This window comes from Algoriphagus sp. NF, from assembly GCF_028823735.1.
Taxonomy (GTDB): Bacteria; Bacteroidota; Bacteroidia; order Cytophagales; family Cyclobacteriaceae; genus Algoriphagus; species Algoriphagus marincola.
The window spans coordinates 74,477-99,567 of record NZ_JAPEIB010000003.1; the positions used below are offsets into that span (position 1 = coordinate 74,477).

Sequence of the window (25,091 nt, forward strand, 5' to 3'; positions counted from 1 at the left end):
CTGGAAGTAAAAAAAAGACTTTAATCTTGAAAAATTAACGGAAAAGCGTTTTTACTTTGGATTTTAGGTAGTAAACAGGATCCATAATAAATAGTAGCTGGTTTATACTCCCAATTCGGTCTTTGGGGTTCTTCTTTAGACAAAGCGAAACAGGAATTCTCACAGCTACAGGCAGCACAGTCAAATCAAATTCACATTTCAAAACTTCAGTTTTAACTTCTTCGATAGATAAATTATTTTTTCTGGTTTGGAAGGGCATTTTTCCTCCAAAGATCAGGTAAAGAACTAGACCTATCGCCCAAATCTCTGCCTTCCTATCATAATCTGAAAAGGAGTTTACCTCTGGTGCTAGAAATTCCGGTGTAGTTACAAGTAATTGATTCAGCACATCACCCTTGAAATCCAGATCAATTATTTTAAAATAATAGTTTCCTTTTTCGAGATAGATCAACAAATTGTCTGGCTTGATATCCCGGTGAAGAAGATGATTCGCATGAAGAAACGAGAATCCTTCTAGTAATCGTATGATCATCTTTTTCAAATGATTCTGTGATAAACCCGATTGGAAAACTCCGGAAGGCTGAACTGTCTGGACAAGCTCCAATACTTCCACTATGTTATAGTCTATTTCAGGATTTTCTAACTTAAAGATTTCATAATGAGTCAGAATACTGGGATGGGATTTCAATTTCGAGACTTCTGAAAAATTCTTTATATAAAACTCAACTAAATCTAGGCTGATTTTTGAAAACTTCAAGGCGACAGGACGGTCGCCTACATGTTGACTTTTGCCTACAAGAATCAGTTTAGAGTCAGATTTATAAATTGGCTCTTTTTCCTCAAACTCTAAACCTAAATGATTTCGAAGATACTCTTGGTTCATTGACTTAGAATTTTATAGGTAGGGTTTGAAAGGAAGCTACGGGTTGTCCGTTTAGCTGACCGGGAGTCCATACCGGAGAATTTTCCAAAATGGATTTCAATTCCCTCGCGGCTCGAAGTGGAATTGGCGTTTTGATGGATATCTGCCTTACTTTGCCTTCTTTATCAATTACAAAATCGATAAAGATTTTCTCTTCTAATTGGTCAAAAGTACCCTCAGGAGCATTTTTTATTGATTCAGAAAGGTAGCGGATGAATTGATTGTATCCTCCCTCAAAGTCAGGTGCAACATCTAACTGATTCAAAAGATACACTTCAGCTGGTTCAGATGTGCTTGAATGCGAGCAAGAAACCATCATCACTACCAAAAGCGAAATGAGGAAAAAATCACGAAAAACGGTATGTGTCATTTCATTCATTTTTCGCCAAAAAGGAAATCACGTCCTGAACCTCATCTGTTTTAAAACAGAGATAAAATACTGTATCAGCTTTGGATAGCAGGAGTGCAGGCCTCTCAAAACAATCACTTGCAACAGGGCGATGTTTGATTTCTGTATGTACCTGAACTCTAGGATTACTAATAAATTCCTCTCCATAATTAAGACGCAAGTCTCTTTCCCTGCTGACTCCTATCATACTAAGTCTGGTTTGGATTTTTTGCTCTTGATACTCATTTATCAAGAGATTAATGCAGCTACTGCATCCCACTTGAGGAACGAGTAACTCAAGGCTATCCCAATCCGATACACTGGAAGCAAAAACTTCCTGAGGGCTGATAGGCATATAGATCAGTTCATTCTTCAGACTAATACCACAAGCGAAACCTGTCCATAAGACCACAAAAAGTAAAGCCTTAATACTTAACCTCGAAGATTTCAAAAACATTTTTGTCTTCATCGTCAGATTGAACTGGGACAAGAAGTCCCTCTTTGACTACACGAATAAAATCCACAAAGTATCTCTCCTTGTCTAACTCTAAAATTCCTATTTCTTTGAAATTTCGATCAAATACCATGATCATTCGTTTAGGGTATTCATTTTTCTCATCCCAAGTCATAAAGTTGGATCGAGCCATATTTTCAATGGTGGTTTCGGGATAGGGTCCATTATAAACACGATAATACAAATCTCGATAAGGGTCAAAAAGAATAGATTTATTCGAAGGATTAGAATAGATATGTGGATAATAGATTTCTGGCTCTAAGGAGGGTTCGTTAAGTGAATTAAACTTACCCTCATAATATTCTGAAAAAAGCGAAGGATTATCTATTAAGTTTAGATCAAAATCATAAACCATTAGTCCGTCTTCTATTGGAAAGGATTGAATAATTGTTGAATCTTTAAAATTCACAACAGTAGAAGCCATTTCAAGTTGCATTCCCCAAAAGCCACTATCATGATAGGATTTAGGATAATTAAGGTGATAGCCAAAATTTCCATTCTCTAAGTTTAAAACAATTCCTGTATTAAAGTGTTTGTAGTTATAATTTTCAAGTGGATTCACATCGGGTCTTGCTGGCAAAAACAACTTTTTTCCAAAATCAACAATTGGGTAAGTAGGTAAACTCCCGGGCAGATAAGTTAACTCTTGAGAAGACTTTTTCTTCTCATCTAAAAGTGAATATATATTTTTAACCTCACCAACCTTATCGATTTGATAAAGTCTGTACGCAAACCTGTTTAAAACATAAATGCTATCTAAATTCTTTACATGCACTCCATCCAAGTGACCCACACCATTTGGGCCCTCAATTGAAACGTTAACTTGAAAAGTTTTTTCAGCATCATTAAGATGAGAAAAATGTATTATTTTATTTTGAGATTTGATTAGATCATGAAATACCAGATATTCATCTGTACCCAAATCCAAATACTGCAGGGTACCCCAAACTGTAGAGGTATTCTCGTCCAATGGTATTACCAACATTCGTTTCGATACTAATTCTAATTTAGAATATTTTTGTATTGAAGTTGAACATCCAAAAACCCAACAAAATGGCATAAAATAAAATAAGTAGTATTTTCCCATGACAAAAAACAAGAAATTGGGGAATCATTGAGAAATATTGACTCAATAATTCCCAATCTTTCAAATAACTGAAAATTCAGAATTAGTGCTTCAAATCATTGATTACGGTTCGGCGACATCGTAATCGCCAATTGTAACAGTTGGAAGACAAGTTCCTCCATTGTCATCGCACCACATTAGAACCACCTCATTAACCTGTACTGCATAGAAGTTCCTATACCCAAAGGAAGCACTTATAGAAAACACCAGTGCAAAGAACATAAGAATTAACTTTTTCATCTTGATTTAGAATTATGTGATAGACCCTAATTCACATCTTCCTCATAGTCAGGGTCAGAAAATCCTAGAGAAAGAAAGTCCAATTCCGGCGCCTGATTTGAACTACATTTTAAATCTACTAAATGCCCCCCCATATTTCCAGGTTTTTCTTAACTTTTTTTCCTAATTTTTTTGAAAAAACTGATTTCCCGTCACTAAGCCCAACTTTCGCAGGACAATTTCATCAGTCATTATTTCGGCAAATCTTGCTACTCTCCTTCTTCAGAAGCAGAGTAGCTGGTGAATAATATCAATTTAATCCTTCTTCGGAACCAAAATCGGAATCTTTTGATCGATCATGGACTTTTCTAAGGCTTGGGTAGAAGCCATTACCCCTTCGACTTGCCCTTTGACTTTTTCATAAACTCCCAAAAGATCTTGTGCTCGTTGCTTTTGGCCCTCGGTGATCGGAGGTTCACTTTCATTGATTGCTCCATAGATATGCAAAAGGTCGGCATCCAGTTTATTCGGGAAGTTGATCACATCCTGGAAGGTCTTCTGCTTGGTCTGAATCAATTCTGACTCGGCTTCATCGATAGCGGAAATGACTTCCTTGGCCTGAGTATGCCAAGCCTCGTATTTCTCAGCATCCACTCTTTCTGACAAATCCTTGATCTGACCTCGAAGGCTTCGAAGGTCTTCAGCCATTTTTCGGGTTGAAACAATAGCTTCCCGAAGACTCGTAAGTTGAATATCCTGCTCTTGATATTGGGCTGCGGTAGCCGTCCATCTTGGGTCGGGCTTTACTTCTATTTCCTTGCTGATTTCCTGGTCTCCGTAGCGCATCACCAACCTGTATTTACCAGGAATGACCCGCTGGGCCGAAGAACCGATTCCAGAAAACACACCTTTGACTGACTCAAAGGAATCCAAACTCAAATCCCAATTCAGTCGGTTCATACCCGCCTTCTTTTTGATTTTTCCGGTTTTGGCTTCCGAATCGGTCGTGAATTTGCGAAGCACTTTACCACTCATATCCTGAAATTCGGCTTCCAAAAGCACCGAATCCACATTTTCTTTTAGGTAATACATCACTGAAAATCCGGGATAAGGATTCTGCCCTGCTTGTGGATTATTTCCACGGAAAGCAAAATCACGAATCGCAGCCTCAGGCTCGTAAACGTAGAAGTCAGCCTCTGCGGCAGCTTTCAGCTCATACAGTGGATTCAAATCATCCATCACCCAAAATGCCCTTCCGGAAGTGGCAATGATCATATCATTGTCCTGAATCATCAGGTCATTGATGGGCACTACCGGCAAATTCTGCTGGAATTTTTCCCATTGTTGGCCTCCATTGAAAGAGACATAAAGACCCGTTTCGGTACCTGCATACAGCAAGTCCTTTTGGTTAGGATCTTCCCGCACCACTCTTACAAAAGCTTCCTCCGCTATTCCACTGACCAAACGAGTCCAAGTGGCGCCGTAATCGGTCGATTTGAAAATATGCGGGGTGAAGTCATTGTATTTGTAACTGGTAAATGCCACATAGACCGTCGCAGGGTCATGAGGAGATACCTCGATCTGATTGGCCATGCCTTCCGGTGTATTGGGGATAGTGATATTGGACCAACTTTCCCCTCCATCTTTGGTGACATGAAGCAAACCATCGTCCGCACCGGCATACAAAACATCCGGAGTATGTGGAGATTCTGCCAAATACATAATCGTGTGGAAAACTTCCCCACCTGCACCTTCATTGGTAATCGGACCTCCACCATAATCCAAATGGGCTGGATCATTTTTGGTCAGATCCGGAGAAACTTCCTCCCAGCTTAATCCTCGATTGGTCGTCTTCAAAATCACATTTCCAGCATGGTAGATCACCAAAGGATCATGCTTGGAAGCGATGATGGGTGCATTCCAGTTGAAGCGATACTTGACTTCGGCAGGCTTGGAAGCCAAGCCCTGGTAAGGATAGGCCATCACGTCCTTTTCCTGCTTGGTTTTAGCATTCCACTCGGTGATGATGCCCTGATAGCAACCCGAATAGATATAAATGGGATTTTCCGGGTCGAAAGCAGAAAATGCAGATTCGCAACCTCCTACCGGATAAAACTCATCCCAGCCGATTCCTGAACCATTTGCACGGGAAGCAATGGATACGGACGAATTATCCTGCTGACCTCCATAAATGCGATAAGGGAATTGCTGATCCACATTTACCCGATAGAATTGAGCGGTAGGCTGATTATCCTGACGGGACCAATTTTTACCGCCATCGATAGATACGTTTCCTCCCCCGTCATTAGCATTAACCATGTATTGGGGATGCATAGGGTTGATCCAGAGCGCGTGATTGTCTCCGTGTTGGGTTTGCAAATTTACAAAAGTCTTACCTCCATCTTTGGACTCTACCAAAGGCGCATTCATTATGTAAACCGTTTCTGGTTCTGTCGGGTGGGCCAAAATATGCATGTAATACCAAGAGCGTGCGCGAAGCAGTCGGTCTTCATTGACCAATTTCCAGCTTTTTCCGGCATCATCCGATCGATACAAGCCCCCGTCTTCGGCTTCGATGATAGCCCAGACGATATTGTTATTGGCACGGGAAACGGATATTCCGATTTTCCCCATCACTCCTTTAGGAAGACCTTCGGTCAGTTTGGTCCAGGTTTTTCCCATATCCGAGGACTTGTAGATTCCCGAACCCGGGCCTCCACTCTGTACCTTCCAGGGAAATCTTCGATGATCCCAATAGGCAGCATAGATCATTCGTGGATTTGTCATATCCATGCTCAGATCCGAAACACCGGAATTTTCATCCACATAATGGACTTTCTCCCAAGTTTCCCCTCCGTCTTCCGAGCGATAGATTCCCCGGGCATCGGTCGCGCCGTAGGGACTTCCCTGTCCGCCGACGATAACCAGATCCGGATTGGTTGGATGAACTACAATCTTGGAAATCTGTCGGACCTCAGAAAGCCCTATGTGCTTCCAGGTTTTTCCTCCATCCACTGATTTGTAGACTCCATCTCCATGAGATGTCATCACTCCTCTGACAGGCGCTTCTCCCATTCCTACATAGACTACATTAGGATCGGACTCTGCTACAGTGATAGCACCGACAGAAGCAGTTCCGAAAAAACCATCGGAGACATTAAACCAGCTTTCACCGGCATCGGTGGTCTTCCAGACACCCCCGACCGAACCTTGATAGAAAGTCATGGGTTCCTGAACTACTCCTGCCACGGCCGTAGCCCGACCTCCACGGAAAGGTCCGACGAGACGAAACTCCATGGCATTATAAAGGGCGGTGTCATAAGTGGCTTCTTGAGCCGGCTCAGATTTCTTTTTGGATTTCTGTGAAAAGGCGCTTTCGGGTGAAAAAAGCAAAAGCAACCCTAGTAAAAGAGGGCAAAATTTTAAACGCATGATTGATTGGGTTTGGTGGTAAGCAGTAAGTTACAAAAGGCTAAGAAAAATCAGAGTAGAAAGCTAAAATTAGCTTTCTCAAAAGCAGACAACTGACGGAATTTACATGAATTAGATCAACTGACTGACGGAATTAACATTAATTGCGTCAAATAACTGACGGAATTAACATAAATTACGTCAACTTAATTTGGATTTATTGAATGAATGAGTCAATTTTAGACTGATATTCAGTGGTATAAGATATTTAATGGTAATTTATCCAAGAGCGATTCAGGAAGTTTTTAAAAAAAAGCTAAGACCCAACAAGGTGCTGATGCTGATCGGCCCAAGAAGAGTGGGTAAGACTGCCTTTATCAGAGACTATATTTCCCAATGGAAATCAGAAGAAACACTTACCCTAAACGGCGATGACGTCTCAGACACGGCATTGGTTCAGGAAAGGTCTGTCGCAAATTATACCCGATTGCTGGCAGGTAAAAAACTGCTTGTCATCGACGAGGCGCAACATATACCTGATATTGGGATGACTCTAAAGCTAATCGTAGATACCATCGAAGGAATTCATTTGATCGCTACGGGATCTTCAGCTTTTGACCTTCATCAGCAAGTGGGTGAGCCACTGGTCGGACGGAAAAACACCCTTTACCTTTTTCCTTTAGCTCAAATGGAATTCAAGGAGCGGGAAGATTATAAGACCACGTTGGAAAAGCGTGAAGAGCGACTAATTTTTGGAGGCTATCCGGAGCTAAGTCAATATCCGGACTGGAAAGATAAACAGGATTATCTCTACCAAATCATGAATGATTATCTACTGAAGGACATTTTGATGGTGGACGGAATCAGAAACTCAGAAAAGCTTTATTCCTTGCTGAGACTTATCGCCTTTCAAGTGGGGAAAGAAGTCTCACTAGAAGAGCTGGGCCGTCAACTCAGCATGTCCAAAAATACGGTAGAACGATACTTGGATATGCTATCCAAAGTTTTTGTGGTATACCGAATAGGCGGATTCAGCAAAAATTTGAGAAAAGAAATCGTCAAAAACAGCCGTTGGTACTTTTATGACAATGGCGTACGAAATGCCTTGATTCAGAACTTCAATCGTCTGAATCTAAGAATGGATGTGGGAGAATTATGGGAAAACTATTTGGCAGCTGAGCGCCTGAAATTCCAGAGCTATACTCAAATGCACTGCAACAATTTCTTCTGGAGAACATACGATCAGCAAGAATTGGATTGGGTGGAAGAAGAAGGTGATCAATTACGAAGCTACGAATTCAAATACTCCCTGAATAAAACTCCAAAAGCCCCAACTGCTTGGTCAAAAGCCTATCCTCAAGCGCACTTTGAAGTGATTCATTCGGGGAATTATCTGGATTGGATTGGGGGGTGAAAAGAACCCCCGACCTCTATTCAAGACCGGGGGTTAAATATGATCAGTATTTTAGATTTACTCCATGTCGACAGCAGCATCCACATTCTTAAAGTAAACCTGCTTGTCGGCATCCAAATCCACCAAGACTGCTGAATCATTCTTGATGTAGCCTGCCAAAATCTGCTTGGAAAGCTCATTCAAGATCAAACGCTGCATGGTTCGCTTGAGCGGTCTTGCACCAAATTGTGGATCAAAGCCGACTTCGCCTAAGTAATCCAAAACTTCTTTCGTAGCCTCAATCTCGATATGGGACTCGGCCAGACGGTTTTGAATTTCTCTCCATTGGATATCGACAATCTTTCGGATGATCTGCTTGTTCAGTGGCTCAAACATGATCGTTTCATCGATTCGGTTTAGGAATTCTGGTCGTACTGACTTTTTGAGCAGGTCAAATACTTCCGATTTGGTTTTTTCCAAAACCTCTTCCTTATTCCAATCCTCCATGGATGCGAATCGCTCCTGAATAAGATGTGAACCGATATTCGTGGTCAGAATGATAATCGTATTCTTGAAATTAGCGATCCGGCCTTTATTGTCCGTCAATCTCCCATCATCCAATACTTGTAGAAGGATATTGAAGACATCCGGATGGGCCTTTTCGATCTCGTCAAGTAAGATTACTGAGTATGGCTTTCTTCTCACCGCTTCAGTCAATTGACCGCCCTCATCGTAGCCCACGTATCCCGGAGGCGCTCCCACTAATCGGCTCACGGCATGTCGCTCTTGATATTCGGACATATCGATTCGAACCATCGCGTTCTCATCATTGAAGAGATATTCAGCTAAGGCTTTCGCCAATTCGGTTTTACCCACGCCGGTTGTACCCATAAAGATAAAGCTACCAATCGGACGCTTCGGGTCTTGCAAACCTGCTCGACTTCTACGTACGGCATCGGAAAGCGCTGCAATTGCTTCTTTCTGACCTGCCACTCGTCTGCCCAATTCATCCTCCAAATGCAGTAATTTCTCCCGCTCGGATTGGATCATCTTTGAAACCGGTATTCCGGTCCATTTGGAAACGACTGAGGCAATATCTTCTTGATCAACTTCCTCTTTCAAAAGTGGAGACCCTGCCTGCATTTCGGCTAATTGGGTTTTGAAGGATTCAAGCTTTTTCTCGGCTTCTCCAATTTTACCGTATCGGATTTCGGCAACTTTTCCAAAATCTCCAGCCCGCTCGGCTTGCTCTGCTTCCAGCTTGAACTTATCGATATTCTCTTTTTCACGCTGAATACCCATGATTACCGCTTTCTCGCTTTCCCACTTGGCCTTTACAGACTGCCGCTTCTCGGAAAGCTCAGCGATTTCTTTGCTCAAAAGAGCCTCTTTATCCTTGTTCTTTTCTCTTCGGATTGCTTCGCGCTCGATTTCCAATTGCATGATTCGACGGTTCAGCTCATCCAATTCCTGAGGCAAGGAGTCAATTTCCATTCGAAGTTTGGCGGCAGACTCATCCATCAAATCGATAGCCTTATCGGGCAAGAATCGATCAGAAATATAGCGTTGCGACAATTCCACCGCAGCAATGACAGCATCATCCTTGATCCGTACACCATGGTGAAGCTCGTACTTATCCTTGATTCCTCGAAGGATGGAAATCGCATCGGCTGCATCCGGTTCATCTACGATCACAGCCTGGAATCGACGCTCCAGTGCTTTATCCTTCTCAATGTATTTTTGATACTCCTTCAAGGTAGTGGCTCCGATAGCATGGAGTTCGCCACGAGCCAAAGCTGGCTTGAGCAAGTTGGCAGCATCCATAGCTCCTTCCCCTCCGCCTCCGGCTCCGATCAAGGTGTGAATCTCATCGATAAAGAGAATGATCTCTCCATCCGAGTCCGTCACCTCTTTGATCACGGCCTTAAGTCGCTCCTCAAATTCTCCCTTGTACTTGGCGCCTGCGACTAGCAAACCCATATCCAGTGAGATCAAGGTTTTACTTTTCAGATTTTCCGGTACATCACCGGAGACGATTCGCTGCGCGAGTCCTTCGACAATAGCCGTCTTACCCACACCCGGCTCACCGAGTAGGATGGGGTTGTTTTTGGTTCGTCGGGCCAAAATCTGCAACACTCGCCTGATTTCTTCATCACGGCCAATTACTGGGTCGATTTTACCCTTTTTGGCCAATTCGTTCAGGTTTTTGGAGTATTTCTCCAAAGCCCTGTACTTGCTTTCTGCGTTGGGATCAGTCACTTTATTTCCTTTTCTTAGTTCCTTGATAGCTTCGATCAGTGGCTTTTCAGCCATACCCTGATCTTTCAGTAGTTGTGCGGTTGCATCGCTTCCCGCCAAAATCCCCAAGAGCAAATGCTCAATGGCGACATATTCATCTCCAAAGGTCTTCAGGTAGTCCTTTGCTTTAGTTAAAGCCTGATTGGCAGCACCGGATAAATAGGGCTGCTGATTGGCTCCGCTGACTTTGGGAAGTTTGCCCAACTGCTCCTCAAGCTTTTGGGTTAGTTGTTGCTTATTAGCACCGAGTTTTTTTAAGACAAAATCGGTGACATTTTCGTCCTCTGAGAAGATTCCTTTTAGCAAGTGTGCTGGCTCAATGGTGGGCTGCCCCATGCTCATTGCCAACTCAACTGCCTTCTGAATCGCCTCCTGAGATTTAATTGTAAATTGTTTGAAATCCATGTATCGCTAGTGGTTTAGTTCCTTTATTTTTGATTACAATCACCTATTAGCAAATCCATCTCCAATTCATTTTTTCGGTCAAAATGTCTGAAATAGAGCTTTTTTAAGATCAAAATATGAAATTTTGGCATAAAAATACCCCCTGATCAAATGAACAGGGGGGACAAAATGATTTAAGAGAATTTCAGATCAATTATTAGACTTGAGCATTTCTTTGGCAGGCGGAGCTTTTTTATTTGCCATGGATTGGCCTGCAATCAAAGAAGGAAAAAATAAGCGAATCCAGTGCCTATCAACCGTGTAAAAAAGAGTAGACATGCCGTCTGAAACTTGTCTGATAGAAGCTTCATCCCTTGCAGCCTCCCACTCCGGATCCAAAGCTTTAAACATCCGGCTCATCGGCTGATAAGATCCGTCTGTTTTTTGGATATAAACAGGGTTTGACAACTGACCATTTTGGATGGTGGCTTTGCCTAAATAGCAATCACTTTGACCGTCCATAATTACCGAAATCACTACTTCATACTCCCCGTCAGTGGGTAACTCTGCACCACGATTGTAAAACTCGATATAATAATCCGAGTAGCAGCCCTTTACGCCTTGTTTGAAAATACTGCTTTCTTCCTGAGCATGAGCTGTAAAATATGTCAGGATTGTGGCTAGAATTAAAAGAGATCGTTTCATACGCAAATCTTTAAAATAGAATTTTTTTATTTTGAATTACGCAATTAAATCTGAAAAATCATTTCTGATTGAAGAAGTTTTCCAAAATCTGGGCACAAAAAAACTTCTGATCAGAATCGAACAGAAGTTTCATGTTTAAATTCAGCTTGACCTTGGCCTAAACTTATTTCAAAAATAAATTCAGCTCAGCGTAAAAACGATTTTAATTGGTTCAGCTTCCTTTTTAAAATCCATTTCTAGCCTTGACTAGCGGCATAATCCTCTACCGCCTTCCAGACACGGAAAATATTTTTATAGCAAATCTTTTCAATATCCTCTTTGGAATACCCTCTTTTCAAAAGTTCAGCAATTAGATTGGGGAACATGGAAACATCTTTCAAGCCAGTAGGTAAAGAATCCCCTACCCCATCAAAATCCGACCCAAAGCCTACATGATCGATCCCTACTAAACTCACCACATGATCGATATGATCGGCCACCCGCTGTACGGTTGGGAATGGGTTATTGGCTGCAGAATATTCTGCCGCATAAGCTCTAAATGCCGAATCGCTTCGACTGAGACCATTGTCCACCATGTAATTCACTAAGTGCTCCCGAACCTTGGACGAACCTGCGGCATAGGCAGAATCAATGAATGTTCCTCCAAAATTGATCATCATCACTCCTCCATTTTCTGCCATGGCCGTGATCAATTCATCACTCATGTTCCGCTCAAAACCGGGAGTGAATTTTCTAGCTGAAGAATGCGAAGCAATTACTGGAACTTTTGTAATCGCCAATGCATCCCGGAAGGTATTATCAGAAACATGGCTCAAGTCAACCATAATTCCCACACGGTTCATTTCAGCAACTACCTTTTCTCCATATTCGCTCAAACCTCCATGCGTCCCGGTAGTATCATAGCTGGCATCACCGATCAGATTATCCTTCCCATGAGTCAAAGTGATGTAGCGAATTCCTCTTTTGTGAAAGTATTCCACGTTGGCCAAGTCATCCTCAAGACCTGAACCATTTTCCATCCCCATGGGTAGGGAGATCAATCCTTTTTCAAAATTAGCCTCAACATCAGCCGGACTGTAGGCCATCGCAAACTTCTCCGGAAAAGTATTTGCCAAACGCTCGGTCATCAAAATCAAGGAATCAGCAAGTGCTTTGGAAGCTCCCGGAATAGCCTGATTTCCTGCCGGAATATAAATTGACATGAATGGGGCATCCAAACCGCCCTCCTTGGAGCGAGGATAGTCAAAGTTTCCATCAGGAGTTCGAACAGATACGTCCAAAATTTCTCGCTGAAGGGTAAAACCTCCTACTTTCATTCGATAAGGAAGATCCACATGTCCATCGACCATGATGGTAGATTGAGCGATCTCCTGCGCCAGTTCCAGGCGTTCAGCATCAGAAAGTTGCGTGTAGTCTATTTCGGAATTTTTTGGCTCGCAAGAGAACAGAAGTCCTGCTGCAGCAATAAGGCTTAAATATTTGTTCATAACGTGGTTTTTCTATGATGGTAAGATACTAGCTTTCTGACACAAATAGCCAAAATATCCACAAATGGTGGATTACACCGAAGAAATGTCTATTGATGGTTTAAATTTTATCCCTTCGCCAAATAAACAATTGATTTTGCGTAAATTCCATCACATTAAATGCAGCGTCTATGAAAAATCTTCTCTTGGTGATTTTGGGCATTTTCCTTCTCGCCTCCTGCCAATCACCCAGTAATTCAAACATATCAGTCTCCATTGCACTAGAGCTTCAGGAGGACGTGAAAGACGGACGTCTTTTGTTGATTTTTTCTACCAATCATGATGCCGAGCCTCGATTTGGTATCAGCGATAATGTCAGAACCAATCAGGTTTTTGGGATGGATTTTGAAAATTATCAGTCAGGTGAAAGTATAGATTTGGACACGGAGAGTTTTGGGTATCCAATCGAATCGCTTTCAGAAATACCGGAGGGAGAATACACCGTTCAGGCCTTTATTCAAAAGCATGAAACCTTCGTCAGATCAGACGGCCACACTGTCAAATTACCCATGGATCAAGGAGAAGGAAGACAATGGGCACGAGCCCCGAAAAACATTTATTCGACCCCCAAAAAAATCAATTGGAGCGGCAATTCCAGCCTAGAATTGGTCATCGATCAAATCATCCCCTCTGTAAGCGAACCTGAGGACACTGAATACATCAAGCACATCAAAATCAAAAGCGATTTGCTCTCTGAGTTTTGGGGAAGGGATATGTATCTGGGGGCACACGTATTACTTCCGGAGGGCTTTGATGAAAACCCCAATCATTACTATCCCTTGATGGTATTTCATGGACATTTTCCTTCAGATTTTGGTGGCTTTCGTACGATTCCACCTGACCCAGAGCTGGGAGAGGATGATTACAGTGCACGATTTGGGATCTATGGCTATGAAAAAATGCAGCAGCAGGAAGCTTATGATTTCTATCAGCAATGGATTTCACCGGATTTTAAGCGCTACATCGTAATAGAGATCCAACATGCCAATCCTTACTATGATGATAGCTATGCTGTAAACTCCGAAAATCTGGGGCCTTATGGTGATGCCATTACCTATGAACTAATTCCGCATATCGAGGAGCAATTCAGAGGTATCGGAGAAGGTTGGGCAAGATTTCTTTACGGTGGATCTACGGGAGGATGGGAAGCGCTGGCTGTTCAGGTGAAATATCCAGACGAATACAATGGCTGTTTTGCGGCTTGTCCTGACCCGATTGATTTTAGGGCCTACACCTCTGTAAATATCTATGAGGATGAAAATGCCTATTACCAAGATGGACATTTCAGAAAAACCCTTCGTCCCGGTCATCGGAACTATCTGGGCCATGTAGACGCTATGCTTATAGACATGAATCACCGGGAATTGGCTCTAGGCGGAACGAAGAGCCGTTCTGGCGATCAATTTGACATCTGGCAGGCAGTTTTTTCCCCCGTTGGAGAAGATGGGTATCCAAAGCCAATTTGGGACAGATACTCAGGTGATATCGATCCAGAGGTGGCCGAATATTGGAAGGAAAATTACGATCTTCGCCATATCATGGAGCGGGACTGGAGTACTTTAGGTCCCAAACTCGAAGGCAAGGTGCATATTTACTGCGGAGATATGGACAATTACTACTTAAACAACGCCGTGTACTTAACAGAGGATTTTCTGGAGAATACCGAAAACCCTTACTATGGAGGTGAAGTTGCCTATGGTGATCGCGCCGAGCACTGCTGGAATGGAGATCCTGATTTACCCAATTACATTACACGACTTCGATACAATACGATGTATTTGGATAAAATTCAGAAAAGACTAGAGGCCTCAGCTCCTTCATCATTTGATTTGAATAATTGGACTTTAATTAAAAACAACTAACCATGAAAACTTATTTAAAAACAGCAATTTATGGAATCGGAGCAACCATGCTTTTTGCTCAATGCTCCCCACAAAAAACTACCGAAACTGAAGAGACCATGGTAGAAGAAGAGGCGAAAACACCAAGCTTAACGATGCTTTGGGAATCAGAGGCTAGCCTTGAAACTGTGGAATCTGTCCTCTATAATCCCTCCTCAGGTAAAATTTACACCTCCAATATTTTCGGACAAAACCCACAGGAAAAAGATGGAAACGGCACCATTTCGATCCTTGGCATGGATGGAAGTATTGTAGAGCAAACTTGGGTTAGTGGATTGAACGCTCCAAAGGGAATGGCGATTGCCAATGGAAATCTGTATGTAACTGATATCGATGAATTGGTGGAAATCAACTTAGAGTCAGGAGAAATCACGAACAAATGGGCCGTAGAAGGAGCTGAATTCCTCAATGATGTAGCCTCTCACAATGGCGTCGTGTATTTCACTGACATGAATACAGGCAAAGTCCATAGCTATCAGAATGGGGAGATCAGCACAATTTCCGAAGGACATGATTCAATCAATGGTATAGCTGTAAGTGCTGATGGTACAATCTATGGGCTGGATGCATCAGGTCTGAAAAAGTGGAATGCTGATGGATCAGTCGAAATCGTCAATTCGGCTGTAACCGGTGGTGATGGATTGGTGATTTTAGGTGATGGCAACTTTGTAGCGTCCAGATGGCAAGGAGAAATCTGGTTTGCTTCTGCCGAAGATCAAACCAAAATGCTAGATACCAAAGCTGAAGAATCCAATACAGCTGACATTGGATACAATCCTTCCGAAATGGTGGTTTATGTCCCTACTTTCTTCAAAAATAAGGTGGTCGCATACAAATTAGATTATTGATCAAACCAATTTTGATCCAAATCAGATCGGATCAATTGATAGGCTTGTCTTATCAATTGATCCGATTTTTTTTAAATCAAGCGACTGAGAATAATCAAGCCCAAACCCATCAGGAAAAACACAAACATCATGATCAATTGGGGGATGGTACTTTTGGGAGCATCTTTGAATTCTTTCCAAATAAAAACTCCCCAAGCAGCTGCCACCATGGTAGCACCTTGACCTAGTCCATAGGATATGGCAAAGCCTGCTTTTTCCCCGGAAATCACATTCAATACCATCCCTAGACACCAAATGAGCCCGCCAAGCCATCCAATGCTATGAAGCTTTAAATTACCTAAGCGAAAGTAATCTGAATAAGAGACGGGCTTTCCTTGGATAGGTTTATACATGAAAAATGAATTCCAGAGAAAATTGGAGCCCAAAACACCCAAGGAGAAGATAAATACCGCCGAATAAGGAGTCATTAAGCCTTCAGCAGGATTGCTAAAGTCCGTGGAAATGGATGCTGCTACAAAGCGATAGAAAAAACCCATCAAAATACCGCCAGCCAAGGCCAGCAAGATGCCTTTGATCGGAGTCTTATTTTGGCTTGCCGTCACCTGACGATAGGCCAAGGCATCCAAAATTATCGCCAAAACCACCAGAAATACGCCAATGAATAGGAGCACGGGATTACCTAGCGGATCTGCCAAGTAATTGATCAACACTCCCAAAACTAGAGCAATCCCAATTCCCACGGGAAAAGCTACAGCCATACCTGCAATGTCAATTGCCGCAACGACGAGGAGGTTTGCAAGATTGAATATAATACCGCCCAAAATCGCTGAGCCTATGGAACTTGAGCTCGCCTGAGATAAGTCTTCAAAAAACGGTCTTCCCTCCGAGCCCATTGATCCCATAGTCAGTCCTAAAATGAGTGAGGCCAATACAATTCCTATCGCATAATCCCAATAAAACAGCGGAAAGGACCATGATTTAGACGCAAGTTTCTGGGTGTTGGCCCAGGAGCCCCAGCAAAGCATGGTGATAAAGCAAAAGAATACTGCCAGGAGATAGGATTCGGGAAAAAACATAGCTTGGGTTTTAGATTTTTAAATTGAAACTTCTTTTCGGAACGGCTGCGACACTTGCGCCCCCATCCGGGTCACTGAGATAGCTGCGGCCTGAGAGGCAAACTTAATAGCCTCATCAAAAGCTTTTCCTTCAGCCAAAGCCACCACAAAGGCGCCATTAAATGTGTCCCCGGCAGCAGTGGTATCGATGGCTTTTACTACAGGAGCAGGCGTATGAAACTGCCCTTTTTCTCCCAAATAATAGGACCCCAGAGCACCGAGGGTAATCAATACATTTTTTACTCCTTGGCCAGTTAGAATTTCTGCTGAACGCTTTGCTGTGTCTATTGAATCAACTTTTTCACCCGTCAGATAACTAGCTTCATGCTCATTGGGCGTGATGAAATAGAGCTTTTGAAGTAGTTTTTGAGGTAAATCAGTCACCGGTGCAGGATTGAGAATCATCTTTTTTTGATGCCTGAAAGCCAGATCTGAAAGCACCTCAATGGTGCTTAGTGGTGTTTCCAATTGGGCTAAAATCAAGTCAGAAGACCGAATTAACTCCTCCGCTGACAAGATTTCTTCTGGCAGTAAATTCGCATTCGCACCGGAAGCAACTGAGATAGAATTTTCACCATTTTCATCCACTAGAATAAGTGCCACTCCGGTAGCAGCAGTTGAATCGATAAATACGTGCTTGGTATCTAATCCGTAGTTTTGATATTCGGCCAATGCTTGCTTACCAAAGGCATCATCACCTATTTTAGCCAAAAAGGACACCTGTCCACCAAGTTTTGCGGCAGCCACAGCCTGATTGGCTCCTTTTCCTCCTTGAAATTGAAAAAATTCACCCCCGGTGACAGTCTCACCTGGCTTAGGAAGTTTTGTAGAGCGAAGAACCAGGTCAGTATTACTACTACCAACAACCAAAATTTTTAACATATCGTGGTTTTTTTTCTAAAATAATGAAATGCTGAAAAACACTTCTCAAAATTGAAATATGAATCGATAGACCAAGCTTTAAGAAAACATCATTTTGCTTGAATCTATCCGCAGCCATTCAGCCTGAAATTTGTCCTTTACTTCAATAAATTTAATTCCTGAGGAAATTGTCCGTACCTTTATTTTTGATATAAATCAATTCAGAACCTATTAGGAAATGAAAAAATCAGAAAACATCAATTACGAGCTGGAAAAGAACATGGAGGTTATCTCCCAGTTGGACGATATCGTGGGGGACGCCGTAGACAATATCCTGGTAGATCCTGATAAGTGCTGGCAACCTTCAGATTTCCTACCCGATTTTCAAAACCCAGAAGTCTTCGAAGAGGTAAAATTGCTTCAAAAAAGAGCAGAGGGCATCCCAGATACTGTATTGACTTCTTTAGTTGGAAATATGATTACAGAGGAAGCCTTGCCTTCCTACCAGACATACTTTAACCTTTTGGAAGGTATAAACGATGAGCGATCTTTGCTTTCGCCATCAGGTTGGGTTCGTTGGTCCAAATCCTGGACTGCAGAAGAGAATCGTCATGGAGACCTGCTCAACAAATATCTTTACCTCACAGGAAGAGTAGATATGGGCGCGGTAGAACGAACCATTCACAGACTCTTAGCAAATGGGTTTGATCCTAAGTCCGAATCCGATCCATATCAGGCCATGATATATACTTCTTTTCAGGAGAGAGCTACAAAAATATCCCACGTCAATACCGGTAAATTGGCAGATAAGGCTGGAGATCATGTGCTTTCAAGAATCTGTAAAACCATCGCTGGTGATGAAGCAAGACATGAAAAGGCTTATAAGACTTTCATGAACAAAATCTTCGAAATTGATCCAAGCGGAGCAATTGTCGCATTTGAAAAAATGATGCGAAAGCAAATCGTGATGCCTGCTGTATTGATGGGAGAAGGTGGTAGTAGACCATCTTTGTACAAAGACTTCTCAGAAATCACCCAAAAAGTAGGAATCTACACAGGTTGGGACTATGCCCGAATTATTCAGCACCTAGTTGACCATTGGAAGGTGGAAGCGCTGACAGGATTGAATGATGTGGCCGCCAAAGCTCAGGATTACCTTTCAAACTTGGCCGATCGATATATGCGTCTCGCTGACCGGATGAAAGCACCAGATGAAGTTCGACTCGCCTGGCTCAAATAATTCCAGAGTCCTTCCTTTTTTGGGAAGGACTTTTTTATTTTCAGAAAAATATTTCACATGACATCGACAGGACTGAAATAAACCTATGAACCTTAGATTCACCACCCTTTCTATCATTTTTACCTTAGTTTTCAACCCCATCTTTGGCCAAGATATTCGAGTCAATTCAAACCGACTCGATTCTACGCTAATGCAGCTAGCTACTTTTGGCAAAAATGAATTTGGAGGTTCCGACCGGGTCGCTTATTCTGATTACGATGTAAAAGGAAGGGCTTATATCATTGATTTGATGAAAAAGGCCGGTTTGGAGGTAAGCATTGACTTTGCAGGAAATATCATCGGAAAGAAGGCTGGAAAGAACCCTGGATTAAAACCCATAGCCTTCGGTTCTCATATCGATGAAGTCCCAAATGGTGGGGACTATGACGGGCCTGTTGGTTCACTGAGTGCCATTGAAGTCGTTCAATCTCTCACCGAAAATAAGATTGTAACTGATCACCCACTTGAAGTGATTATTTTCGCCAATGAAGAAGGAGGAGTGATAGGAAGTCGCGCTTTGGTTGGCAGTTTAAGTAAAGAGGCTCTTCAAGTGGTCAGTAATGCGGGAATCACGCACTATGAAGGCATCAAAAAGTTAGGAGGGAATCCGGATAGAATTCCTGAATTAAAAAGAAAACCTGGAGACCTAGCCGCATTTCTAGAGCTACATATAGAGCAAGGGGCCAACCTATTCAATGAAAAAATAGATATCGGAGTGGTGGAAGGAATAGTAGCTATTCAGTGGTGGGAATTCACCTTTAAAGGATTTGCCAACCATGCAGGTACTACACCGATGGATCTTCGTCAAGACCCTATGCTTCCAGCTGCTAAGTTTATCCTTGCTGTGAATGAAACAGTTCGATCAATCCCGGGAAGACAGGTAGGTACAGTAGGAAAGATCGAGGCCAAGCCAGGTGCAGGAAATGTCATCCCGTCTGAGGTTACCTTAAACTTGGAAATTCGAGACCTCTCTTCGGAAAAAATTTGGTCCATCTATCGACAATTAGAAGAAAAAGCAAAGACCATTGCAAAGGAATTTAATACCTCAGTTTCGATCAATCATATTGAAGTTGCTTCAGACCCGGCCCTCGCTGATCCCAAGATTAGACAGATCATTCAGGAAAAGGCTGAAATGCTCGGATTATCTACATTAAGTCTTCCCAGTGGAGCTGGACATGATGCTCAGGAAATGGCAAAAATTGCTCCGATGGGTATGATTTTTATCCCCAGCAAAGATGGTATTAGCCATTCACCGCAAGAATTCTCCAGCAAAGAGGATATCGCAAATGGAGCAAATGTTTTGCTTCATACGATTCTAGAGCTGGATAAAAAACTCCAATAAGAAGCCCAAGTTCCCTGAACCTTTTACAAGGTTTTTTAATTACATGTATATACATTAAATAAGATTTTAAAATGGATTTACGAAAGATCAAGAAAGTTCACGGTTCTGAATATCGCCCTATTGCAGATCTGATCACCTATAGCCCCATGCCCACAAGAAGTTTAGACATGATTGATCCTTTTTTATTTCTCAACCATCATGGATTTCAAAAGTATCCTCAAAATAACCATGGCTTGCCTTTCGGTCCACATCCTCATCGTGGAATGGAGACAGTCACCTTCATCCTAGAAGGAGATATCATGCATAAGGATTCATCAGGACATGAATCAGTGATTGAAGCAGGCGGAGTCCAATACATGACAGCAGGAAAGGGGTTGATTCACGCAGAAGTATCCAGCTCTGAGTTCAAGAAAAATGGCGGTGATTTGGAGATACTCCAACTTTGGCTGAATCTGCCTGCCAGTAAGAAAATGCTTTCCCCAAAATACGTTGGTCTTCAAAAAGAAGAGATTCCGTCTTTCGATCTGAATGAAGGAAACGTAACTGTCCAACAGCTTTTTGGCGAGTGGAATGGTGTAAAGGGCGCTTTTGAGGGAAATTTTCCGATCTCAATGAGTACGATTTATTTAAAAAAGGGGGGCTCTTTTGAAAAAAACATCCCAGAGAATGAAAATATCTTTTTCTACATCGTCAGAGGAAAAATCAGAGTTAATGGAGAAGAAGTCCCATTTAGACACCTAGTCGAGTTTGCTAATCAGGGAGAAGTCTTGAAGGTCGAAGCATCAGAAGATTCCGTTGTCATTTTGGGACATGCCTTGCCATTCAACGAGCCTGTGGTAGCTCAAGGACCTTTCGTGATGAATACCGAAGATGAAATCCGGGAAGCCTATCGAGACTATCAGCGTGGAAAGTTTGGTAGCTGGGATGGCTAAGAATCTATGATGTCCTGAGAGATCAAACGGTAGATTTCTGCTATTTCGGGATTATAATTCAAAAAACGGTGATGCTCCTCCAGTGTCTCATAGTCTTCCCGAATAGCAGGCCCCGTTTGTGCTTTCTTGGCTCCTATTTGCAGGCTTTTTGAAATGGACTCAATAATCAGCGGCTTCATCATTTCAAAATCAAGTCCCTGTCTTCGCATGATTTCCTCGGCTATTCGGATCATGTGATTGGTGAAATTACTGGCAAAAACAGCTGCTATATGGACTGCTTTTCGATCTTTAGAACGAACAAAAAAGATATTATGCGAGATGGACTTTGCTACTTTTCTCAGGATTTTAACAATTTCCTGATCATCAGATTCAATCAAAATCGAAACATCCGATAAGTCCATTTTCTGACCAGCCGTAAAAGACTGCAAAGGATAGAAAATACCCGTGTAAGTAGCTGAGGAGTAGTTTAAAATATCAAGTGGCATCGTTCCCGAAGTATGCACTAAGATACTTTCCTCAGGCAAAATCACCGCATCTGCTACATCAGGAATAGCATCATCTTTTACCGCCAAAATAAATAGTTGCGCTTTGCTTTCTGAAAAGTCCAAATCATCCTTGGGTATCGCAGCATACAGCCTTTCGGTGACCCTTTTTGCTCCTGACAAGGATCGTGAATATACCTCGGTCACCTGATGACCGGCATTTTCCAATGCAGGGGCCAAATGCCAAGCCACATTTCCTGCTCCTAAAAAAGCTACTTTATAAGTCATGGGTGAATAAAGCCATTTTTCCTAAAAAAAGAAAAGCCATCTCCCGTGAGGAAGATGGCTTAAGCTTATGTACATCAATCAAATATGCAGCGCTCGATTCTCTGTCGCTGCCAAACAGGCTTCTTTGAATGCCTCTGTATAGGTAGGGTGCGCGTGTGACATTCGAGCAATATCTTCTGCTGACGCACGGTATTCCATAGCTACAACCGCCTCTGCAATCATATCGGCTGTACGAGGACCAATCATATGTACGCCTAGGATTTCATCAGTCTCAGCATCTGCCAATACTTTTACAAGTCCATCGGTATCCATCGAAGCTCTTGCTCGACCTGAAGCCATAAATGGAAATTTGCCAGATTTATATTTTTTACCGTGCTCTTTCAATTGCTCTTCCGTGTATCCCACAGAGGCAACCTCAGGCCAGGTATAAACCACACCAGGAATCAGCAGGTAATTGATATGGGGCTTTTGCCCTGCAATGGTTTCTGCCACAAAAACGCCTTCTTCTTCCGCTTTGTGTGCCAGCATAGCACCCTTGACAACATCGCCGATAGCGTAGATGTGAGATACGGAGGTCTGTAAATGATCATTTACTTCAACTTGTCCTCGCTCATTGACTTTGACACCAGCAGCTTCTGCATTTAGGCCATCCGTGTAAGGTCTCCTACCAATGGAAACCAAAACATAGTCCCCTTTCAACTCAACATTCTCTCCTTTGCTGTTTTCAGCAGTTACCGTAACCTCTTTACCCTTATTCTCAACGGCAGTTACTTTATGCTTGAGATAAAAATCAAATCCAAGTTTCTTAAGTGACTTCTGAAGCTCTTTACCCATGGTTTTGTCCATCGAAGGAATCAAAGAGTCCATGTACTCGACCACAGAAACTTTAGCGCCCATTCGTCCATAAACCGACCCTAGCTCCATTCCGATTACTCCACCACCTATGATGATCAAGTGCTTTGGAATTTCTTTCATCTTCAAAGCTTCTGTAGAGGTGATCACCCTTTCCTTGTCGATCTTAATGAATGGCAAAGAAGCAGGCTTAGAACCAGTGGCTATGATGATATTTTTACCTTCAATTTTTTCTTCAGAACCGTCATCTTTTGTCACCTTGATGGTATTGGCATCTACAAATGAGCCGACTCCCTGAAGCACGTCGATCTTGTTCTTTTTCATGAGGTACTGAATCCCATCCACATTCTGCTTGACCACATCCTCCTTGCGGGCAATCATTTGCTTCAGGTCAACCTTCAGGTTACTTAGGTTGATTCCATGAGTCTTAAAAGTGTGCTTTGCATTATGAAAATGCTCAGAAGAGTCCAATAAAGCTTTGGACGGAATACAGCCTACATTTAAGCAAGTCCCTCCCAAAGTTGGATATTTTTCGATAATGGCGGTTTTCATGCCCAATTGAGCACCCCGGATAGCGGCGACGTAGCCTCCAGGTCCTGAACCGATTACTATTAAGTCGTACATTATTTTTTTAGATTTTAGATGCTAGAAGCAAGACATAAGACCAAACCTCCAGCTAAATGAACGGGCTGATATTATCTGCCCTTCGTATTTCGTATTTCGTAAATCGTAATTCTTTTATACTCCAAAAAGCAATCGCTCGGGCTCTTCGAGAAGCTGCTTGACACGTACCAGGAAGCTCACCGATTCTCTACCATCGATAATTCGGTGATCGTAGGAAAGTGCCACATACATCATCGGTAGGATTTTTACTTCTCCGTTTACAGCCATTGGACGCTGCACGATATTATGCATGCCTAGAATCGCTGATTGTGGTGCATTGATAATCGGTGTGGACATCATAGAGCCAAACACACCTCCATTGGTAATGGTAAAGGTACCACCTGTCATTTCCTCGATGGAAAGCTTATTGTCTCTAGCTTTGGTTGCTAGACGAACCACTTCTTTTTCAATCTGATCGAAGCTCATTCCTTCGGCATTTCGAATCACTGGAACGACCAATCCTTTTGGTGCAGAAACAGCTATTGAGATATCACAGAAATCATGATATACGATTTCATTTCCATCGATCTTGGCATTGACTGCAGGCCATTCTTGAAGAGCCACGCATACTGCCTTGGTGAAGAAGGACATAAATCCTAGCCCTACTCCATGTTTCTCTTTGAAAAGCTCTTTGTACTTGGAGCGTAGGTCCATGATTGGCTGCATATTGACCTCATTGAATGTAGTCAACATCGCAGTTTCATTTTTCACTGATACCAGTCTCCTTGAAACTGTTCGACGAAGAGAGGACATTTTTTCGCGCTTCTCTTCTCTTGATCCTGGAACTCTCACTGCTTCTTGAGCTGGAGCTGACTCTTTCTTCTCCTCCTTCGCTGGAGCAGCTGCTTTCTTTTGAGCATTTTCAGCATCCTCCTTAGTGATTCGACCATCTTTGCCTGTTCCTTTTACTTCTTCAGGTTTGATGCCTTTTTCTGCTAGAATTTTAGACGCAGCAGGAGATGCATGGCCTGTTGCGTAGGACTCTTTGGATGGGGAAGCTGAAGTTGAGGCTGCGGATTCAGTTTTTGAATCGGCAGAAGTCTCAGCTGGCTTACCTTCCATGATCTCGATTTTGCAAATCAATCCACCAATTTCTAAGGTATCCCCTTCTTGAGCCACATGCCTCAAAATACCTGAACCCTCTGCCGGTAGTTCGAATGTAGCCTTATCGGAGTCCACTTCTGCGATGATTTCATCCAATTCCACATAATCTCCATCCCCTTTAATCCAATTGGCCAAAGTCACCTCTGTGATTGATTCTCCCACGGTAGGGACTACCATCTCTTTTATTTCTCCTGTGCTTTTGGCGGAATTGCTCTCTTTTTTTCCCTCAGAATCAGAAGGTTTATTTGTATCTGTCACTACAGAATTGGTAGATTCGTCGATTACACAGATGACTGCCCCAATCTCTAGGGTGTCGCCTTCTTCTGCCTTAATTCGAAGTGTACCTGCTGCTTCAGCGGGAAGTTCAAAAGTAGCTTTGTCTGATTCGAGTTCGCAGAGTACCTCATCCATTTCGACTTGGTCTCCATCCTTCTTGAACCACTGTCCCACGGTCACTTCCGTGATAGACTCTCCCACTGCGGGAACTTTGATTTCTTTGCTCATGAGATTGTTGTTTTAGCTTCTCCCGTACAGGTCA

19 protein-coding genes are annotated in these 25,091 nt (G+C 42.6%); 6 read left to right on the forward strand and 13 right to left on the reverse strand.

All coding sequences use genetic code 11. From position 1 onward, the window contains the following. Positions 1-34: 34 nt before the first annotated feature. The 5 genes from OU792_RS02205 to OU792_RS02225 all read right to left on the reverse strand — a co-directional run bounded on the left by OU792_RS02205 (position 35) and on the right by OU792_RS02225 (position 6,601). Positions 35-883, reverse strand: a complete 849-nt coding sequence (locus OU792_RS02205; RefSeq protein ID WP_274669346.1) for a protein kinase domain-containing protein — start codon at positions 881-883, stop codon at positions 35-37. A 4-nt stretch (positions 884-887) separates the two neighbouring features. Then, positions 888-1,292: a hypothetical protein gene (locus OU792_RS02210; protein WP_274669347.1), complete on the reverse strand. Its 405-nt coding sequence runs from the start codon at positions 1,290-1,292 to the stop codon at positions 888-890. A 1-nt stretch (position 1,293) separates the two neighbouring features. Continuing rightward, positions 1,294-1,665, reverse strand: a complete 372-nt coding sequence (locus tag OU792_RS02215) for a hypothetical protein (RefSeq protein ID WP_274669348.1) — start codon at positions 1,663-1,665, stop codon at positions 1,294-1,296. Positions 1,666-1,735: 70 nt separating this feature from the next. After that, entirely contained in the window at positions 1,736-2,911 is a 1,176-nt protein-coding gene (locus OU792_RS02220) for a DUF4221 family protein (RefSeq protein ID WP_274669349.1), read from the reverse strand. 573 nt (positions 2,912-3,484) lie between these two features. Next, a complete protein-coding gene (locus OU792_RS02225; protein WP_274669350.1) occupies positions 3,485-6,601 on the reverse strand; it encodes a WD40/YVTN/BNR-like repeat-containing protein in 3,117 nt (1,038 codons plus the stop codon). A gap of 250 nt (positions 6,602-6,851) precedes the next feature. Here OU792_RS02225 and OU792_RS02230 point away from each other — a divergent pair, with 250 nt between their 5' ends. Beyond that, positions 6,852-7,994 (forward strand): ATP-binding protein, encoded by a 1,143-nt coding sequence (locus tag OU792_RS02230; protein ID WP_274669351.1) that lies wholly within the window; start codon positions 6,852-6,854, stop codon positions 7,992-7,994. 57 nt (positions 7,995-8,051) lie between these two features. On the opposite strand, the gene clpB is transcribed toward OU792_RS02230, so the two are convergent. From clpB to OU792_RS02245, 3 genes are all read right to left on the reverse strand, one after another. Further along, on the reverse strand, positions 8,052-10,676 hold the full coding sequence (clpB, locus tag OU792_RS02235) for an ATP-dependent chaperone ClpB (RefSeq protein ID WP_274669352.1): 2,625 nt from the start codon (positions 10,674-10,676) through the stop codon (positions 8,052-8,054). Positions 10,677-10,865: 189 nt separating this feature from the next. Next, a complete protein-coding gene (locus OU792_RS02240) occupies positions 10,866-11,360 on the reverse strand; it encodes a hypothetical protein (protein ID WP_274669353.1) in 495 nt (164 codons plus the stop codon). A 236-nt stretch (positions 11,361-11,596) separates the two neighbouring features. Further along, positions 11,597-12,847: a dipeptidase gene (locus tag OU792_RS02245; protein ID WP_274669354.1), complete on the reverse strand. Its 1,251-nt coding sequence runs from the start codon at positions 12,845-12,847 to the stop codon at positions 11,597-11,599. A 170-nt stretch (positions 12,848-13,017) separates the two neighbouring features. Here OU792_RS02245 and OU792_RS02250 point away from each other — a divergent pair, with 170 nt between their 5' ends. Beyond that, entirely contained in the window at positions 13,018-14,748 is a 1,731-nt protein-coding gene (locus OU792_RS02250) for an alpha/beta hydrolase-fold protein (protein WP_274669355.1), read from the forward strand. Between the two features lie 2 nt (positions 14,749-14,750). After that, positions 14,751-15,635 (forward strand): SMP-30/gluconolactonase/LRE family protein, encoded by an 885-nt coding sequence (locus OU792_RS02255; protein ID WP_274669356.1) that lies wholly within the window; start codon positions 14,751-14,753, stop codon positions 15,633-15,635. A gap of 71 nt (positions 15,636-15,706) precedes the next feature. Here the strand turns inward: OU792_RS02255 and OU792_RS02260 are convergent, their stop codons facing one another. Both OU792_RS02260 and rbsK read right to left on the reverse strand, forming a co-directional pair. After that, a complete protein-coding gene (locus OU792_RS02260) occupies positions 15,707-16,711 on the reverse strand; it encodes a multidrug DMT transporter permease (protein WP_134202597.1) in 1,005 nt (334 codons plus the stop codon). A gap of 18 nt (positions 16,712-16,729) precedes the next feature. Next, positions 16,730-17,632 (reverse strand): ribokinase, encoded by a 903-nt coding sequence (gene rbsK, locus OU792_RS02265; protein WP_134202598.1) that lies wholly within the window; start codon positions 17,630-17,632, stop codon positions 16,730-16,732. A gap of 217 nt (positions 17,633-17,849) precedes the next feature. Here rbsK and OU792_RS02270 point away from each other — a divergent pair, with 217 nt between their 5' ends. The 3 genes from OU792_RS02270 to OU792_RS02280 all read left to right on the forward strand — a co-directional run bounded on the left by OU792_RS02270 (position 17,850) and on the right by OU792_RS02280 (position 21,164). Continuing rightward, entirely contained in the window at positions 17,850-18,851 is a 1,002-nt protein-coding gene (locus OU792_RS02270; RefSeq protein ID WP_026947892.1) for an acyl-ACP desaturase, read from the forward strand. An 85-nt stretch (positions 18,852-18,936) separates the two neighbouring features. Beyond that, on the forward strand, positions 18,937-20,232 hold the full coding sequence (locus tag OU792_RS02275) for a Zn-dependent hydrolase (RefSeq protein ID WP_134202599.1): 1,296 nt from the start codon (positions 18,937-18,939) through the stop codon (positions 20,230-20,232). A gap of 71 nt (positions 20,233-20,303) precedes the next feature. Beyond that, complete coding sequence (locus tag OU792_RS02280; RefSeq protein ID WP_134202600.1) at positions 20,304-21,164, forward strand: pirin family protein; 861 nt, start codon at positions 20,304-20,306, stop codon at positions 21,162-21,164. Here OU792_RS02280 and OU792_RS02285 read toward each other — a convergent pair. The 3 genes from OU792_RS02285 to odhB form a co-directional block, all read right to left on the reverse strand. After that, on the reverse strand, positions 21,161-21,934 hold the full coding sequence (locus OU792_RS02285) for a Rossmann-like and DUF2520 domain-containing protein (protein ID WP_134202601.1): 774 nt from the start codon (positions 21,932-21,934) through the stop codon (positions 21,161-21,163). The two genes, OU792_RS02280 and OU792_RS02285, sit on opposite strands and share 4 nt — an antisense overlap. A 78-nt stretch (positions 21,935-22,012) precedes the next feature. Beyond that, a complete protein-coding gene (gene lpdA / locus OU792_RS02290; protein ID WP_134202602.1) occupies positions 22,013-23,410 on the reverse strand; it encodes a dihydrolipoyl dehydrogenase in 1,398 nt (465 codons plus the stop codon). 114 nt (positions 23,411-23,524) lie between these two features. Further along, a complete protein-coding gene (odhB, locus tag OU792_RS02295; protein WP_134202603.1) occupies positions 23,525-25,057 on the reverse strand; it encodes a 2-oxoglutarate dehydrogenase complex dihydrolipoyllysine-residue succinyltransferase in 1,533 nt (510 codons plus the stop codon). Positions 25,058-25,091: the final 34 nt, after the last annotated feature.